Annotated in this window: 12 protein-coding genes; 4 read left to right on the forward strand and 8 right to left on the reverse strand. The window is 68.2% G+C overall.

Annotated elements, in window-relative coordinates; genetic code table 11:
* Positions 1–750: 750 nt before the first annotated feature.
* Positions 751–1,434, reverse strand: a complete 684-nt coding sequence (locus ACN675_RS13015) for a thermonuclease family protein (protein WP_420751229.1) — start codon at positions 1,432–1,434, stop codon at positions 751–753.
* Between the two features lie 157 nt (positions 1,435–1,591).
* On the reverse strand, positions 1,592–5,218 hold the full coding sequence (otsB, locus tag ACN675_RS13020; protein ID WP_420751230.1) for a trehalose-phosphatase: 3,627 nt from the start codon (positions 5,216–5,218) through the stop codon (positions 1,592–1,594).
* Between the two features lie 191 nt (positions 5,219–5,409).
* On the opposite strand from otsB, the gene ppsA reads away from it, so the two are divergent.
* The 3 genes from ppsA to ACN675_RS13035 are packed head-to-tail and all read left to right on the forward strand — an operon-like array spanning position 5,410 to position 9,358.
* The gene (ppsA, locus tag ACN675_RS13025) at positions 5,410–7,695 is read left to right on the forward strand and encodes a phosphoenolpyruvate synthase (protein WP_420751231.1); all 2,286 of its coding nucleotides are present in this window, start codon (positions 5,410–5,412) and stop codon (positions 7,693–7,695) included.
* 4 nt (positions 7,696–7,699) lie between these two features.
* A complete protein-coding gene (locus ACN675_RS13030; RefSeq protein WP_420751232.1) occupies positions 7,700–8,284 on the forward strand; it encodes a hypothetical protein in 585 nt (194 codons plus the stop codon).
* Between the two features lie 48 nt (positions 8,285–8,332).
* Positions 8,333–9,358 carry an Acg family FMN-binding oxidoreductase gene (locus ACN675_RS13035; protein WP_420751233.1) on the forward strand — a complete coding sequence of 342 codons (1,026 nt, stop codon included), beginning with the start codon at positions 8,333–8,335 and terminating at the stop codon, positions 9,356–9,358.
* 16 nt (positions 9,359–9,374) lie between these two features.
* Here the strand turns inward: ACN675_RS13035 and ACN675_RS13040 are convergent, their stop codons facing one another.
* From ACN675_RS13040 to ACN675_RS13050, 3 genes are all read right to left on the reverse strand, one after another.
* On the reverse strand, positions 9,375–10,154 hold the full coding sequence (locus tag ACN675_RS13040) for a pirin family protein (RefSeq protein WP_420751234.1): 780 nt from the start codon (positions 10,152–10,154) through the stop codon (positions 9,375–9,377).
* Positions 10,155–10,218: 64 nt separating this feature from the next.
* Positions 10,219–10,581 (reverse strand): type II toxin-antitoxin system Phd/YefM family antitoxin, encoded by a 363-nt coding sequence (locus ACN675_RS13045; protein ID WP_420751235.1) that lies wholly within the window; start codon positions 10,579–10,581, stop codon positions 10,219–10,221.
* Between the two features lie 81 nt (positions 10,582–10,662).
* A complete protein-coding gene (locus ACN675_RS13050; RefSeq protein WP_420751236.1) occupies positions 10,663–12,390 on the reverse strand; it encodes a SulP family inorganic anion transporter in 1,728 nt (575 codons plus the stop codon).
* 194 nt (positions 12,391–12,584) lie between these two features.
* Here ACN675_RS13050 and ACN675_RS13055 point away from each other — a divergent pair, with 194 nt between their 5' ends.
* On the forward strand, positions 12,585–14,078 hold the full coding sequence (locus tag ACN675_RS13055; protein WP_420751237.1) for a DHA2 family efflux MFS transporter permease subunit: 1,494 nt from the start codon (positions 12,585–12,587) through the stop codon (positions 14,076–14,078).
* A gap of 102 nt (positions 14,079–14,180) precedes the next feature.
* Here ACN675_RS13055 and ACN675_RS13060 read toward each other — a convergent pair whose 3' ends face one another.
* From ACN675_RS13060 to ACN675_RS13070, 3 genes are read right to left on the reverse strand one after another with little or no spacing between them, the layout of a single operon-like run.
* Entirely contained in the window at positions 14,181–14,540 is a 360-nt protein-coding gene (locus ACN675_RS13060) for a DUF5655 domain-containing protein (RefSeq protein WP_420751242.1), read from the reverse strand.
* 41 nt (positions 14,541–14,581) lie between these two features.
* On the reverse strand, positions 14,582–15,412 hold the full coding sequence (locus tag ACN675_RS13065; RefSeq protein ID WP_420751238.1) for an SURF1 family protein: 831 nt from the start codon (positions 15,410–15,412) through the stop codon (positions 14,582–14,584).
* A 28-nt stretch (positions 15,413–15,440) separates the two neighbouring features.
* Complete coding sequence (locus tag ACN675_RS13070; RefSeq protein ID WP_420751239.1) at positions 15,441–15,908, reverse strand: low molecular weight protein-tyrosine-phosphatase; 468 nt, start codon at positions 15,906–15,908, stop codon at positions 15,441–15,443.
* Between the last annotated feature and the right edge of the window lie 124 nt (positions 15,909–16,032).

Raw genomic sequence — 16,032 nt, forward strand, 5'->3', positions numbered from 1 at the left:
CGCGCATCAGCCAGCCGAGCGCCTACCACTCTCGGGATTGTCACAGTCCGCGAGCGCCGAATCGAGTAGCGACACGTTCCGGTCAGTCTTTCGCCGGCCGCCAGTGAGTTCCCTTCGGTGGCAAGGGATGGCCGGTCCATCATCCACTTCGCTCCGGTAATCACTTGTACCTTGACCTCCACAGCGTTGCGGGACGATCGCGCCGCAGCGGATCTGCGTGGCGTAGGTGCGACGTCCGATCGCGCGCCATTTCGGTTCGCAGTACGGCCAATATCAGCACCAGTACCGACTCGCTCTCGGCGGCGTCGGCCAATGTTGCTTCCTGTTCGCGGGTTTGGTTGATCTTGAACTTGGACCCTTGCGTGGGAGGTTATCGGGCTCCTGAGCTTTGTTCGTCTCAGATTTCAGGGCCGCACCGCGCGGCCGAGGATGCCAGCCCTCGGCTTGGCCTGGGTCATGGTTGTGTCACCGGAGTGAAGTGGCGTCAGGCCACGGTCGTCCGAGGCATGACGCGGCCCCACCCGGATTTCGGGTGGGGCCGCGTTCTGGGTTGAGCGGCAAATCGATCAGGCTAACTGCAGCCGAACTGACCGTCCAATCCGATCGGAACTTGCGGTGCTGCAGGATCTTTCGGCCCCCTGAGCCGGTTCGTCGTCAGGAAACGGCCACGACGAGGGCGTGTAGTGCTCCGCTGACGAATGATTCGGCACGAGGAGGAAGGCAATGCCGCCGAGGATATTGGTCTTCCTCTCAGTCGGCGGCGCGCCAGCGATTGCTACCGTCGGACCCGGGTGCACACACCATCGGTGTGCCCTTGGTGGTGATGCCGGTGCCTCCGTCGCAGAACGCGCCCGGCTGTACCACGTTCCCGCTCGGCGTCAGCGCTTGCTCAGGCGCTGTTGCAGAGGGCCCTGCGGGTGCGGGCGCCACCTCAGCGCACGACCACAGACCGGCGACGTTGCCACGTGCTTCGCCCTCGGCGGCCACGAGCCGTTCGGTTGTGTGCATCGGTCCGACGGTGTAGGCGCGGCCGGCGCCGTTGCGTACGGCCTTCACGGCGTAGTCGCCGTCAAGGTCGTTGTCGAGCGCGACGTATCGCAGGAGGTGGCCGGCGGCGTCCGCGTTCGGCTGACCCGGCTCCGCCGACAGCTGTACCGGGATCCCGACGAGGGCAATGCGCGCGAAGTCGGCGGACTCGACCGACCAGCACTCCGCGCCTTCGGGCGCGTCGAGGCCGAGGATGCCGACGGTCAGCGTCTCACCGGTGTGGGGGTGGCGGGTGACGATGGTGTCGCCGTCGATGACCTCGACGACCTGGGTGACGCCGGGGAGCTTGTATGGCTCGGCAGGGCCGGCCGATGCCGGTGCTGCGACGGCGCAGAGCACGCCGGCCGCGGCGAGGGTCGCGACAGTCGCGACGGTTCCGATCTGCAAGTGTGGTCTCCTGATTCGTGCTGCAACGCAGGCGCGGCACATCCCTAGGGATCTTGCCGCCCTCACGTGACCGAACGAAATGTACGGTTTGTTACGTCCGATTGTGAAGTTTCATATTTCTCATCGGTCGGGTGCCGCACCGCCCGTCGCCGGAAGCTCAGCTCAGCGTGACGGTGCATCCGGGCTGCAGGGTCACGACCGTATCGCGGCACATGATCTCGATCGATTCCTGATTCCCGGGCTCGGCAGCGACCTCGACCGTGCGTCCGCTGACCGTCAACCACAGCTTCCGGCCGCGGTAGTAGATCGGAAACTCGAGGGCGCCCAGGGTATCCGGCCATTGCGGACCCAGGACGAGACGGTCGCCGCGGACTTCGAGTCCGGTGAAGCACCGCTGCAGCAGATCGATGCTGCCGGCCATGGCCGCGAGGTGGATGCCCTCCGACGTCGTCCCGCCCTGGATGTCGGTGATGTCCGACGCCAGGACCTGTTCGAAGTACTCCATCGCCCGCTCGCGGTGGCTGCGGGCGAGCACCCACGAATGCACCACGGCGCTCAGCGTCGAACCGTGGGACGTCCGGGCGAGGTAGTAGTCGATCGTTCGGTGGATGGTTTCGGATTCGAGGCCGTACCCGAGTTGTTCGAAGAGTTCCCGCAGTTCGTCGGCGGAAAGGAGATAGAACAGCATCACGACGTCGGCCTGTTTCGACGCCTGGTAGCGGTTGACGTCGTCGCCTTCCGCTTCGAGGATCCGGTCGAGGCGCCGGATGTCCGGGTACTTCGCGCGGTATCGGTCCCAGTCGAGTTCGGCCAGCTCGCCGTAGCCTTCGAACTGGCTGATGACGTCGTCGTGGAACGGCACGAACATGCGGTGTCCGAGATCCGACCACAGTGTCATCTCGTGGGCGTCCAGATGGAGACGGTCGACGAGTTCGGCGCGATTGTGCTGGGGGATGGCGGCGAGCGCCTCGATGGCCCGCCGGATCACCCAGACGGCCATGACGTTGGTGTAGGCGTTGTTGTCGATGCCCGAGTACGGCGCGTCGGGGTAGCCGGAATGGAACTCGTCCGGTCCCATCGCCCCGCGGATCACGTATCGCGACTTGGCCCGGTCGTACGACGCCAGACTGGCGAAGAACCGCGCGATCTCCACCAGCATCTCCGCTCCGAAATCACCGAGGAATTCCACGTCCCCCGTGACCTGGTAGTACTGCCACACGTTGTAGGCGATGGCGATGCCGATGTGGTACTGGCGCCAACTCGGATCGGGCAGCCATCGTCCGGAATCCGGGTTCAGGTGCAGTTGCTGGCTTTCCTCCCGGCCGTCGCTGCCGGACTGCCACGGGAACATCGCGCCCCGGTATCCGGCGGCGGTCGCGGCGCGGCGCGCCTCGGGCAGGCGGCGGTATCGGTAGTGCAGTAGCGACCGGGTAAGGGCGGGCTCGCGCAGGTTCAGCACCGGGAAGACGAACACCTCGTCCCAGAAGATGTGGCCGCGGTAGGCCTCTCCGTGCAGTCCGCGCGCCGGTACCCCCACGTCGAGGTCGGCGGTGTTGCGCGAGACGGTTTGCAGCAGGTGCAGCAGGTGGAAGCGCACGATCCGGGACGCTTCCTCGTGACCGGCGAGGTCGATGCCGACCCGGTCCCACAGGTGTTCCCACGCCAGGACGTGGCCGTCCAGAATCTCGTCGAATCGCCCCAGCCCCTCGAGCAGTCGCGTCGCCGCCTCGGCAGGGCCGGAGACCGCGTGGTCACGGCCGGTGAACACGGTCACCGTCTTCTCCGCCGTGATCGAGGAACCGGCCTCCACATCGACGGTGAGATGGTGGCCGACACTGCCGTCGTCCTCGAAGAATCGGTAGTTGCAGGCGTTGCGGTTCCCGTCGGACCAGACGGTGGTCCGAGCGGCCACCGAGACCGGGATGCGCGACTGGTTCGTCTGCACCGTCAGAACCACGGAGTCGTGTGCCGCCTCCCGCGCCTCGAGGGGTTCGAGATGGTCACTGGCCAGATCGCGATACCGCTCGACGAGCGTGTTGCGGACCGCGCCGTCGATCGCCGTGCGGAACTCCACGCTGCCGCTCCAGTCGTGGGCCACGATCGTGGTCTGCAGCGCCCCCACGTGGGGCAGGTGCATTGCGACGAACCGGCGTTGGATCACGGTCGTCGTCCGGCCCTGTGGGTCGCGGTACCGCACCCGGCGGGTGAGAACAGCGCGGCGCAGATTCAGGTACTGGCGGTAGTCCATCAGTTCGACGGAGTCGATGTCGAACCAGGGCCCGTCGTCGATGCGGAAGGTCATCGGCAGCCAGTTGGGGGCGTTCACCAGGCTTTCGTTCGTGATCGTCGTACCCGCGCGGTCATCGTGCAGTCGGTTGTACAGACCCGCGATGTACGTGCCGGGGTAGTGCCACCGTCCGGCCGCGGATTCCGGTGCGCACCCGCGGGTGGCGAAGAAGCCGTTGCCCACCGTGCACAGTGCCTCGCGTAGTTTTTCGCTCGGCGGATCGTAGTCGTCGTAGTACAGCATCCATCCACCCGCGCGGGACGGGCTCGCGGGATCGCGGTCGACCAGATCGGCCAGGCGCTGGAGCAATTCGCGAACCTGCGCCGGATCGTTCACGGCGAACCGCGCGGCCGACCGGCGATTGCCGGGCTCCTCACTGCGGACCACGATCCCGATCCCTTCGGGAGACAACGCGTCGAACGCGTCCTCGTCCGTGGGATCGTCGCCGATGTACAGCGGCAGCAGCCCCTCCGCGCCGGTGACACGCCCGAGCACCCATCGCAGGGCCTCACCCTTGCCCCAGTCTGCGAGGGGCAGAACCTCGAGCACCTTCCGGCCGCTGATGATCCGGAGAGAATCCTCGGCACCCGCGATCTCGTGCACGACGGCCGAGACCTCGTCGACCCGGTCGGCGGGCACGGCGCGATGGTGCACGGCGACCGAGAATCGTTTCCGTTCGATCACGACGCCCGGCACGGTGCGCAGACGCTCTTCGAGCAGCCCGGACACCCGGTCGAGGGCCGATCCGGCGGCCGGAGCCTCCGAATGCTCGTAGTGTCCGCCCGCCGGTCCGGCGACTTCGAATCCGTGGCTGCCCACATACCAGATACCCGGAATCCCGACCCGTGCCTGCAGGTCCGGCAGGTCGCGCCCGCTGACCACGACGACCGGGCATGCGGCCGCGAGCCGGCGGAGAATCTCGTCGGTGCCGTCGGTGAGCACAGCCGCTGCGGGGTCCGGCTCGATATCCGCCAGTGTGCCGTCGAAGTCGAGGAACAGCACCGGTGTGCGCACCCGCAGCAGCGTCGCCAGCTCGTGCCGGGAGGTCAGTGCGTCGGGTATCTCCGAGAGCCGGTGGTCGCCTGACCGGATGTCGATCTCGCCCGGATCCCGGATCACCAGGGCGAACCCGGCTCGTTGCGCCGCGGCCGCGACGTCCTCGTCGGCGGTGATCACGACGGTGGCCGTGAGCGGTGACCGGAGCCGGGCGGCGACCTCCGAGGGGGTGGTGTCGGTGGCCACGATCGGAAGCGAATCGTCGTCTCCTGCTGTGTCGCCGGCCGCTGTGTCGACTCCTGTTGTGTCGAGCACTGCCCGGGCGTCCCCGGTGGGCGAGAACACCGCGACGTCGACGCCGAGATCGCGCAACCGGTGCAGCAGCGCAACCGTCGAGTCGACGGACCGGCCATCTTTCAACACGCCCACGTCGACGACGACGGCGCCGTGGTGGCGCAGGTCGATCAGCGGCAGGGGACCGGTCTCGTGTTCCGACTGCACAGCGCCTCCCGGACGAACGAGCTCTACCCCTCGTGTTCCGATCATGGCACCGGCGAAGGCCGAACAGTGGATACTTCGCGCAACACCGGCCGTCTGAGCAGCAGATCTCCGATCCGGGCCCTGCAATGCACGAAATCGGTTTACCGTGCACAGGGGGTGAGCCGTTCGCCGGGGAACACAGGGAGCCACCGATGGGTGAACACAAGGTCTGGGTACGACCGATCGAATCGGTGAGCGCGGACGACGCGCCCACCGTCGGCGGAAAATCCGCCAACCTGGGCGAGCTCACGCGGGCGGGTTTTCCGGTTCCCGCCGCGTTCGCCGTCACCACCGACGCGTACCTCGACGCGATGCAGGCGGCCGGTGTGCGCGAACGGCTGGCGGCCGAGGCGATCCCGGCCCCGGACATCGACGACGCCACGCTCATCCGCACCTCGGCCGAACTCGCCGCGCTGGTGACCGAGTCGACGATCCCGGACGAGATGCGCGCGGACATCGTCTCGGCGTACGAGGCCCTCGGAACGAATGTGCCGGTGGCGGTGCGATCGTCGGCGCCTGCCGAGGACGCGGCGGACACCTCGTTCGCCGGTATCCACGAGTCCTATACCAACATCATCGGCGCCGACGCGCTGGTGCGGGCCGTGCAGGCGTGCTGGGCGTCGTTGTGGTCCGAGCGGGCCCGCACCTACCGCGGGCTGCGCGGGGTGGCCGACGAGCCGTCCATCGCCGTCGTAGTGCAGGTGATGGTCAAATCCGAGTCGTCCGGGGTGGCGTTCACCGCCGACCCCCGCACCGGCGAACGCGATCGCATCGTGATCGAGGCGGCGCTCGGCCTCGGCGAGGTCGTCGTCGGCGGGCAGGTCGAGCCGGACACCTACGTCGTCGCCAAGGACAGCTTCGAGGTGCTCGACGTCCACCTCGGGCATCAGGAGTTCCAGATCGCCTCGACCGACACCGGCGACAGCCGGGTCGCGGTCGATCCGGCGCGCGGCACCCGCGTGCTCGACGAGGACCAGCTCGAACGGGTCGCGCGTCTCGCCGCCGGTGTCGAGCAGCACTACGGTTCCCCGCAGGATCTCGAGTTCGCGTTCGCGGACAACGAGTTGTGGATCGTGCAGACCCGCCCGATCACCACGCTCGACACGTCCTCGTCCGGCGGGCCGTCCGGAAACGGTGACGCGACACCGTTGTTGACCGGCCTCGGTGCCGGCCCAGGCGTGGCCACCGGTCGGGTACGGGTGCTCCACGAGCTGGTCGACGGCAAACGCCTGACCGACGGGGAGATCATCGTCGCGCCCATGACCCGGCCGGACTGGCTGCCCATCCTGCGCCGCGCCGGCGGCATCGTCACCGACGGTGGCGGCATCACCTGCCATGCCGCGATCGTCGGGCGGGAACTCGGCAAACCGGTGGTGGTCGGTGCACGCACCGCGACCACGGACCTGCGCGACGGGCAGCTCATCACCGTCGACGGCGACGCAGGCGCAGTGTTCGACGGGAAGGTGCACACCGAGGCCCGTCCGGCCGCGGCGGCGACGGCGGCCCCGGCGGCCGTGGGTGCCGCTCCGACCGTCACCGCGACCTCGGTGTACGTCAATCTCGCGACGCCGGATGCGGCGGAGGCGGTCGCTGCCACCGACGTCGACGGGGTCGGATTGTTGCGGGCCGAGTTCATGATCACCGAGGCCCTCGCGGGGGAACATCCGGCACGCCTGATCGGGCAGGGCCGGCGCGAGGAGTACGTGGCGAAGATGTCCGAGGGGGTCGCCCGGATCGCGGCGGCGTTCGCACCGCGGCCGGTCGTGTACCGGGCGATCGACTTGCGCAGCAACGAATTCGCGGATCTCGAGGGCGGCGAGATCGAGCCGGACGAGGAAAACCCGATGATCGGCTATCGTGGCTGCTTCCGCTACGTCCGCGATCCGGAGTTGTTCTCGTTGGATCTCGATGTGCTGCACCGGGTTCGGGAGCAACATCCCAACGTGCACCTGATGATCCCGTTCGTGCGCACCCGCTGGGAGCTGAAGGAGTGCCTGGCGCAGCTCGATGCGCATCCGCTCGGGGCGGACCGCCGGATGCTGCGCTGGATCATGGCCGAAGTGCCGTCGGTGGTGTACTGGCTGCCCGAATACGCGAAACTCGGCATCGACGGGGTGTCGATCGGCACCAACGACCTGACCCAGCTGATGCTCGGCGTGGACCGCGACTCGGAGGTGTGCCGCGACCTGTTCGACACCATGGATCCGGCCGTCCTCGACGCGATCGACCACATCATCGAGCGAGCGTCGGCGGCGGGGCTGACCACCTCGTTGTGCGGCCAGGCCGTGTCGACGAGCACCGAACTCGCCGAGCACCTCGTCCGGCGCGGCATCACCTCGGTGTCGGTGACGCCCGATGCGGCGCCGCAGACCAGGCGGACGGTGGCGCAGGCCGAACAGCGGATCCTGCTCGATCGTGCACGCGGAGCCGGAGGGTGACGACGTGACCGGCACCGGCCCGGCGGATCTGCTCGATACTCACCTGCCGGTGTACGACGTCGCTCTCACCGAACAGCTCGTGGTGGATGCGGAGGTTCCCGCCGTCTTCCGCGCTGCGCACGATCTCGACTTCCTCACCGTGCGAACACCTTTGCTGACCGCGGCGTTCTTCGTGCGTGGCCTACCGGCACGCCTGTCCGGCAAACCGTCTCCGGAACTGCCCGCATTGCGCCTGTTCGCCGATCCGGCGTCGAGTGGTCTGCCGGGCTGGCTGGTTCTCGGGGAGGTACCCGATCGAGAGATCGCCTTCGGTGCGGTCGGCAAGTTCTGGAAGCCCGACATCGAGTGGCGTGATGTTCCGCTCGATCGTTTCCGCGGGTTCGACGAGCCCGGCTGGGGGAAGATCGGATGTCACTTCTCGGTTCGAGCGAACGGGCCCGGCCGCAGCGTCGTCTGTTACGAATGCCGGACGCAGACCACCGATCCGGATTCGCGGAAGAAGATGATGCGCTACTGGTGGATCATCCGGCCGTTCGTCGGGCACATCATGCGCGCGACGTTGCGCACCATCGCGGCCGGCGCGCAGTGACGTGAGAGACTGGTATTCACGGAGCCGACGAGAGAACCCGGGAATGCAATGGGGACACCAGCGGAGTCGATGCCGGACCGTCGCACCCTCGAGTCCGCGGTCGCGCTGGCCTGCCGCGCGCCGTCGCTCCACAACAGCCAGCCCTGGCGGTGGATTCTCGGCGCTCACGCGCTGACGCTCTACTGCGACAACGATCGCATCCTGCCCGCCACGGATCCGTCCGGTCGCCAGATGGTGCTCTCCTGTGGGACGGCGCTGCACCACCTGCGGACGGCACTCGCCGCGCAGCGGTGGTCGTCGGAGATCGAGCGGATGCCGCGCTCGCCGGACCGGCAGTGCCTCGCGACACTCCGGTTCCGCCGACTGGACGAATCGTCCGACACCGGATCGTCCGACACCGAACCTTCCGACACAGGGGTCCGGTTGGCAGCGGCGATCGCCCGACGTCGCACCGAGCGGTTGCCGATGGCCGCGCCGCCGGAGTTGCCCTCCACCGTCACGCTTCTGCAGGAACTCGCCGAGCACGCCGGTGCACGTCTCGACGTGATCGGAGAGGACGAACGAGCCGCTCTCGACGACATGTCCCGCCGAATCAGCGGGAAGAGGCGCGCCGACTCCGGCTACCTGTCGGAGCTGAACTGGTGGACCGGGCACGCGATATTTCCCGAGGGCGTTCCCGCCGAGACCCTCCCGGCCGCCGGGAGCGCGGTGGCGATCGAGCGGGAGTTCCCGCCCGGTCGAGCGACGAGCGAGACCGCCGGTGAAGTGGACCACGCGGCGATACTGCTGCTCTCCACTGCCACTGACCTTCGGCTCGACTGGCTGCGGTGCGGCGAGGCCCTGTCGGTCGTGCTCCTCACCTGCACCGACCGCGGACTGGCGACCTGCCCGGTCACCCACCTGACCGAATCCGAGGATTCGCGGGCGTTTCTCCGCGGGCTGACCGGGGACGGCGTCCCCCAGGTGCTGATCAGGGTCGGCATCCGCACATCACCGGCTTCGGAGACCCCGACGCCGCGCCGACCGCTCTCGGAGGTCCTGTTCCGGGAACACCCGGAAGCGGACTCTCGATAGCGGCGTCACGGGTGGGCTACCGGCGTGAAGGCCGGCGATCGAAGCTCGCGTGCATCTCCCAGATCAGGATCTCGGCGTCGGTGACCGCACTGACCCGCTGGCCTCCGGAACCGGTCAGCCGCAGCGCATCTCCGTGCTCGAGTGGTCCCGATCCTTCGACGTCGACGGTGCCGCGTGCGACGAACAGGTGGCCGAACGGCGCGTCGGGGATCGTCACCGTCCGTCCCGGCTGTAATCGGGCGGCATGCAGCCCGGCATACCTGTTGTGCAATCCGACGGCGGCGTCGTTGCGGTGGCGGGGCAGGCCGGATGCGACGACGACGAGTGCGCCCGCGTCGAGTTCGGCATCGATGGGCAGTTCCTGGTAGCTCGGCTCGCTGCCGGACTCGTCCGGTGGAATCCACATCTGGATCACGTGGACGGGGTCGGCGACCGGAGATCCGTCCGCGCGGCGGTGGTCGTTGCGTTCGGAATGCAGGATGCCGCGGCCGGCGCTCATCCGTTGTGCGAGGCCGGGGTGGACGATGCCGCTGTTGCCGCGCGAATCCTGGTGCACGAGCGAGCCGCTCACCACCCACGTGACGATCTCGACGTCCTGATGCTGGTGGGTGTCGAATCCGTGGCCGGCGTCGACGATGTCCTCGTTGTTGACCATCAGGACGCCGTGGGCGTGCTCGGTGAGGTCGAAGTTGCCGGCGAACGGGAAGCTCTGTGCGGTGTCGATCCAGCCGAGGCGCTGGCGCGCGCGGTCGCGGGAACGTTGGATCACGGTCTTCGGCAGCACTGTTTCCGGCACGTGTGCTCCTCGCTCGGGTGAACTCGATCAATATAGTTGATTACGCAACTATATGCGAGTCCCGTCAGCGACGGTGCGCCCGCTTCTTCTTCCTCTTGTTCTTCTTCCGGGTGCGGGATTTCGCTTCGGGCGGTGGTGTCGTCACCACCGGTTCGGCGGACGCCGCGGGTTCGCTGTCCGCGGAGTCGTCACCCGGTGCCGGCGGGGACAGCGACCGGGCGGCCTCCCGGCGCAGGCTGTCCATGAGTTCGGGGGAGCGCAGCAGGAACGTCGCCTCCCGCAACGCGGTGTACCGGGCCAGCGAGATCAGCACCGCATTGCCCTGATCACCCACGATCTCGACCGCGACCGTGTCGCCGTTGACCTCGCGGACCAGGCTTTTCAGATTCTTGCGTGCGGATTTCACCGTGGTAGCCGGCACCGGCATCGACTCCCTTCGCTTCGTGTCCGAATTCGCATCCTTGCATCGCCGGGTCCGTTTCGGGCGGGGACACGACAATCGGACGGTTCAGGACTCGGTGGTCCAGTCGACCCCGGTGCGCTCGATGTAGGCGGCGACGGCCTCCTCGACCGTGCCGAAGAAGTGCGCCGGTTCGATGGCCTCGGCCAGGCCGTAGCGATCGATCTTCATCCGCACCGGGTGCTTGAGCTCGGCGAACACCAGTGACGTGCCCTGGGCGTCGAGCTCGCGATCGAGTTCGAACAGCACGTCTGCTGCGGTGGTGTCGACGTCGGTGATCGGTTCAGCGGCGATGAGGATCCACCGCGGTTTCGGGTCGCTGCGGGCCAGGCGTCGCACGTTGTCGCGGAACGTCTTGACGTTGGCGAAGAACAGGGGCGCGTCGAACCGGTAGATCTCGAGGCCGGAGAGGTGCCGCGCATCGGGATGCACGGTGACGTCGTGGAATCCCTCGAGGCCGGGCACGCGGCCGAGGACCGTCTGATACGGCCACCACGCCCGCCGGAAGATGTTGAAGACCGACAGCAGCACCGCGACCGCGATGCCCGGCAGCACGCCCAGGATCGCGACACCCAGGAACGCGACGATCGACAAGGTGAACTCGGTCCTGCGCTGATGCCACAACCGGACGGTCCCGGGAATGTCGGCGAGCGACAACGAGGCGGTGATGACGATCGCAGCCAGCGCCGGCTGGGGGAGATTGCGGAACAGGCCGGGCAGCAACACGATCATCACGAGGATCAGCACCGCACCGGTGACGCCGGTGAGCTGCGTCTTCGACCCCGAACGTTCGGCGACCGCGGTCCGCGAACCGCTCGTACTCACCGGGAAGCCCTGGAACAGCCCGGCGGCCACGTTCGCGGCACCGATCCCGATCATCTCCTGGTTGCCGCGGATCTCCTGTCCGGTGCGCGCCGCGAACGACGACGCGGTGGAGATCGTGTCGGTCAGCGACACCAGCGCGATCCCCACCGCGCCGGCGAACAGCAACGCCAGATCGTCGACCTCCACGTGCGGGATCGTCAGCGGCGGGAAACCCTGCGGCAGTTCCCCGACGAGAGACACGCCGCGATCGGCCAGTCCGAAGGCCGAGGACGCGGCGATCGCCAGCACCACCATCGCCAGCACCGCCGGGATCTTCGGAACCCACCGCTGCATCGCGAGGATCAGGGCGATCCCGCCGAGCCCCACCGCGACCGCCGCTCCGTTGGTCTCTCCGTTCGCCACACCCTTCACGAATCCGGTGATGTCTCCGAAGAAGTTCTCCGAGTCCACCGAGAACCCGAACAGCTTCGGCAACTGGCCGACCAGGATGGTCAGGGCCAGGCCGTTCATGTAGCCGATCATGGTGGGCTTCGAGATCAGGTCGGCGATGAAACCGAGCTTGGCGATCGACGCGAGGATCATGACGACACCGACCATGATCGCGAGCATGGACGCGAGCGCGACCGCCCGCGCCGGGTCGCCTCCGGCCGCGACGAGCGGCAGGATCGTCGCCGCGATCATCGGGCCCAGCGACGAATCCGGGCCGAGCACGAGAATGCGGGACGGGCCGAACACCGCGTACCCGAGCAGGCACAGAATGCTCGTGTAGAGGCCGGTGATCGGGGGCAACCCGGCCAGTTCGGCGTAGGCCATGCCCTGCGGGACGAGCAGCGTCGACAACACGATTCCGGCGACGATGTCCTTCGCGAGCCAGCTCCTGCGGTAGGTCGCGACGGCCTCGAGTCCGGGCATCACACCGAACAGGGAAGCAGCCGTACGCCGGTGCGTCATCGCTACATTGTGCGGTCGGCAGGGGCCGGGTCGCGCCGAATCGTCCGTACCCATTCCGGTGAGTTCCTCGGGCGAACTCGCTGCCGTCGGATTCGAAAACGATTTGACGGCCGTTTCCGAACAGCGGGAGACTGGCACCTTCCGAAGCGGCGGCGATAGTGGCGCTCGACCAACCATCCAGAAAGTTCCTCGACATGCAGACACCACAGGCGCAAGAGCACCTGGACGCCGACGCCGAGGAAAGGATGGCACCCGGAAGCGGACTGCTGATCGGTGTGCTGGTCGTCGCGACGTTCGTGATGATCCTCAACGAGACGATCATGAGCGTGGCCCTGCCGCGGCTGATGGTGGACCTCGACATCTCCGCGAGCACCGCCCAGTGGCTCACCACCGGGTTCCTGCTGACGATGGCCGTCGTCATCCCGACCACCGGCTATCTGTTCCAGCGCTTCCCGCTCCGGCCGATGTTCATGGCCTCGATGGGTGTGTTCAGCCTGGGCACGCTGTTCGCGGCGTCCGCGCCCGGGTTCGGGCTGCTGCTGGCGGGCCGGGTCACCCAGGCGGTGGGCACGGCCATCATGCTGCCGCTGCTCATGACCACCGTGCTGCGGGTCGTCCCGGCCGCCCGGCGTGGACGGATGATGGGCATCATCTCCATCGTCATCGCGGTCGCACCCGCGATCGGCCCCACGATTTCCGGCATCGTCCTCGACGCGTTCGACTGGCGCTGGATGTTCTGGATCGTCCTGCCGATCTCGCTGGTCGCGTTCGTCGTCGGATCGGTCCTGGTCAAGAACGTCACCACCACCGGCAAGGCGCCGCTCGACGTGATCTCGGTCGTGTTGTCGGCGCTCGCGTTCGGCGGCATCGTCTACGGGCTGAGCAGCATCGGCCACGCCGCGGAGGACTCGCAGGTCCCGGCGTGGGTGCCGCTCGCCGTCGGCGTGGTCGCGCTGGCCGTGTTCGTGATGCGGCAACTCTCCCGGCAGTCCGACGGCCGCGCCCTGCTCGACCTGCGCCCGTTCTCGACACCGGCGTTCAGCCTCGGACTCGGCATGCTCGTGATCAGCATGATGGCGCTGTTCGGCGCCCTGATTCTGTTGCCGCTCTACCTGCAGAACGTCCGCGGCATCGACATCCTCACCACGGGCCTGCTGTTGCTGCCCGGTGGGCTCGTCATGGGCGTGCTGTCGCCGTTCGTCGGCCGGATCTACGACCGTACCGGCCCGCGCGTGCTCGTCATCTCGGGTGCAGCCGTCGTCGCCGCGGCACTGTGGCTGATGGCGATGCTCGACGCCGAGTCGGCACTACCGATGGTCGTGCTGATCCACTCGCTGCTGATGGGCGGACTCGCGTCGGTCATGACACCGCTGATGACCTCGTCGCTGGGGTCGCTTCCGGACGAGCTGTACTCGCACGGAAGCGCGATCTTCAGCACGATCCAGCAGCTGGCCGGCGCCGCCGGCACGGCACTGTTCGTCACGGTCATGACCTATACGGCGACCGACCGCCTCGCCGACGGTGCAACCGAGGTCGACGCCGCCCAGGCCGGTATCCACACCGCGTTCCTGTACGGCGGGATCGTCTCGCTCCTCGCGCTGGCCGTGTCGTTCTTCATCGGACGGCCGGAACGCACTCCGGTGACCGAGGCGCACCCTGTCTCGCCGAGCAGCACGGTCGCCGACTAGCCCGACCGGCGGGACCTCACGGCGGGGCCGTCGGTGGCCGTCACGGCGGAGCCGTCAGTGGCCGTCACGGCGGAGCCGTCAGTGGCCGTCACGGCGGAGCCGTCAGTGGCCGTTGCTGCCCGCGGTCTTGTACGCCTCGGCCAGCAGCGTCGCGACGTGGTCGTCGAGTTGGTCCGGCGAGGTGATGCTCAGCCGGTGGGTGGTCACCGTGTCCGTCGTCGGGAACGCCTCCCGCAGCTGAGGGTGATGGATGCGCCGCTGCAGATCGATCGCGACCTCGAGTCGCGTCGAGTACACGAATGCTGCCGCGAACACCCGGTCGCGAGCCCACACGACATCCGACCGCCGCACGCGCTCGTCGACGTCGGCGCCGAGCGCCAGCACCATGTCCCGGAACCGGAGGAACCCCTCGACGCCGGCGGGGTCCTTGTCGGCCAGATAGTCGTCGACGGACGCGTACATCGGATGCTCCTCGGGCGTTTCGCGGTTGTCGTGCGGTGCGCTCACCGCGACCGGCCGTAGCGGTCGGCGAGTTTCTCTTCTGTGGTGCGCGGCGCCGGCGGGGTCTCCGGGTCCGGCACCTCGGCGGTCCGTGCCTTCTCCTTGCGTCGTTCGCGCAGTTCCGCCCACACGACGTAGCCGAGCCCCAGCGGCGCCATGATGCCGAACGCCAGCCACTGCAGGCCGTAGGACAGGTACGGCCCGGCGTCGAGCTGCGGCAGGGGGATGGTGCCGAGACCGCCGGGCTGCCCCTCGGCGAGCTGCAGGTAGCCGCCGGCCAGGTCGATGCCCGTGGCGGCCGCGACCTGCGGGGTGTCGATGTAGTACACCTGCAGGAACCCGGCGTCCCGGAACGGTTCCTTGCCGGGCACCGTGCCTTCCGACATGCGGATGCGCGCCTCGAGGGTCACCTGCCCGGTCGGGGCCGGCTCGATCGGCGGAACCTCGGTGCCGAGTGCGGGACGGACGTAACCCCGGTTGACCAGCACCGTGCGCCCGTCGTCCAGGGCGAACGGGGTGAGCACCTCGTACGCGGGCTGGGAATTCACGCTGCGCAACCGAACCAGCACGTCGGAGTCCGGAAGGTAGCTACCGGTCGCGGTGACCCGTCGCCACTCGTCGTCCTGCGCGGGTTCCCCGTCGCCGACCAGCTCACCGACGGAAACCGGATCCTGCGACAACGATTCGGCGATCCGGTCGTTGCGATCACTCGTCCTGGTGTTCTTGCCCAGCTGCCACGGCGCGAGGACCGTGAAGCATGCGTAGGCGAAGCCGACGACGACCACAGCCAGCAAGAACCAGCTCGGGCGCAGCAGAAACTTCAGACGTCGCACGTGTCCACGGTAGCCCGTGATCTGTGCCTCACCGTTCCCGCACCCATGCGAGCAGGCCCGGAATCGCCGCCTCGATCTGCTCGCGCACCAGCTCGAACTCCGGCAGACCGCCGTAGTAGGGATCCGGTACCGAATCGGTGTCGGCGTCCGGATCGAAGCTGCGGAGCAGGGCGCGGCGCTCGGTGGGCATCCCCAGATGCGCGAGCGCGCGGTCGTGGCCGGTGGCCAGGGCCACCACGAGGTCGGCTTCGAGATGCTCGGCGCCGAGCTGCGCAGCCTGGTGACCCGTCGGATAGCCGTGGCGTTGCAGTACCGCGTTGGTGCGCGGATCGGCCTCGGCGCCGATGTGCCAGCCGTGCGTGCCCGCGCTGCTCACCCGCACCCGTCCGTCGAGCCCCTCCTTCAGCAGATGGTGGGCGAAGATCTTCTCGGCCATCGGGGACCGGCAGATGTTGCCGGTGCACACGAACGTCACATGCAGAACGTCAGCGCTCACCGGTGAGGATCCTCCCGAGCTCGGCGACGCTGCCGACGGCCGTGTGCGCGTGTTCGGATTCCTCCGCGGCGCCGTAGCCGTACTCGACGAACACCGTCGGAATCCCGAACCGGCCGGCGCCGTG

The organism is Rhodococcus sp. O3 (assembly GCF_048897285.1).
Taxonomy (GTDB): domain Bacteria; phylum Actinomycetota; class Actinomycetes; order Mycobacteriales; family Mycobacteriaceae; genus Rhodococcus.

What these genes read in the sequence shown, in the direction of transcription:
- ppsA (WP_420751231.1), top strand. Translation starts at nt 5,410, where the DNA reads ATGGGTGAACACAAGGTCTGGGTACGACCGATCGAATCGGTGAGCGCG.
- ACN675_RS13035 (WP_420751233.1), top strand. Translation starts at nt 8,333, where the DNA reads ATGGGGACACCAGCGGAGTCGATGCCGGACCGTCGCACCCTCGAGTCC.
- ACN675_RS13045 (WP_420751235.1), bottom strand. Translation starts at nt 10,581, where the DNA reads ATGCCGGTGCCGGCTACCACGGTGAAATCCGCACGCAAGAATCTGAAA.
- ACN675_RS13050 (WP_420751236.1), bottom strand. Translation starts at nt 12,390, where the DNA reads ATGACGCACCGGCGTACGGCTGCTTCCCTGTTCGGTGTGATGCCCGGA.
- ACN675_RS13055 (WP_420751237.1), top strand. Translation starts at nt 12,585, where the DNA reads ATGCAGACACCACAGGCGCAAGAGCACCTGGACGCCGACGCCGAGGAA.
- ACN675_RS13060 (WP_420751242.1), bottom strand. Translation starts at nt 14,540, where the DNA reads ATGTACGCGTCCGTCGACGACTATCTGGCCGACAAGGACCCCGCCGGC.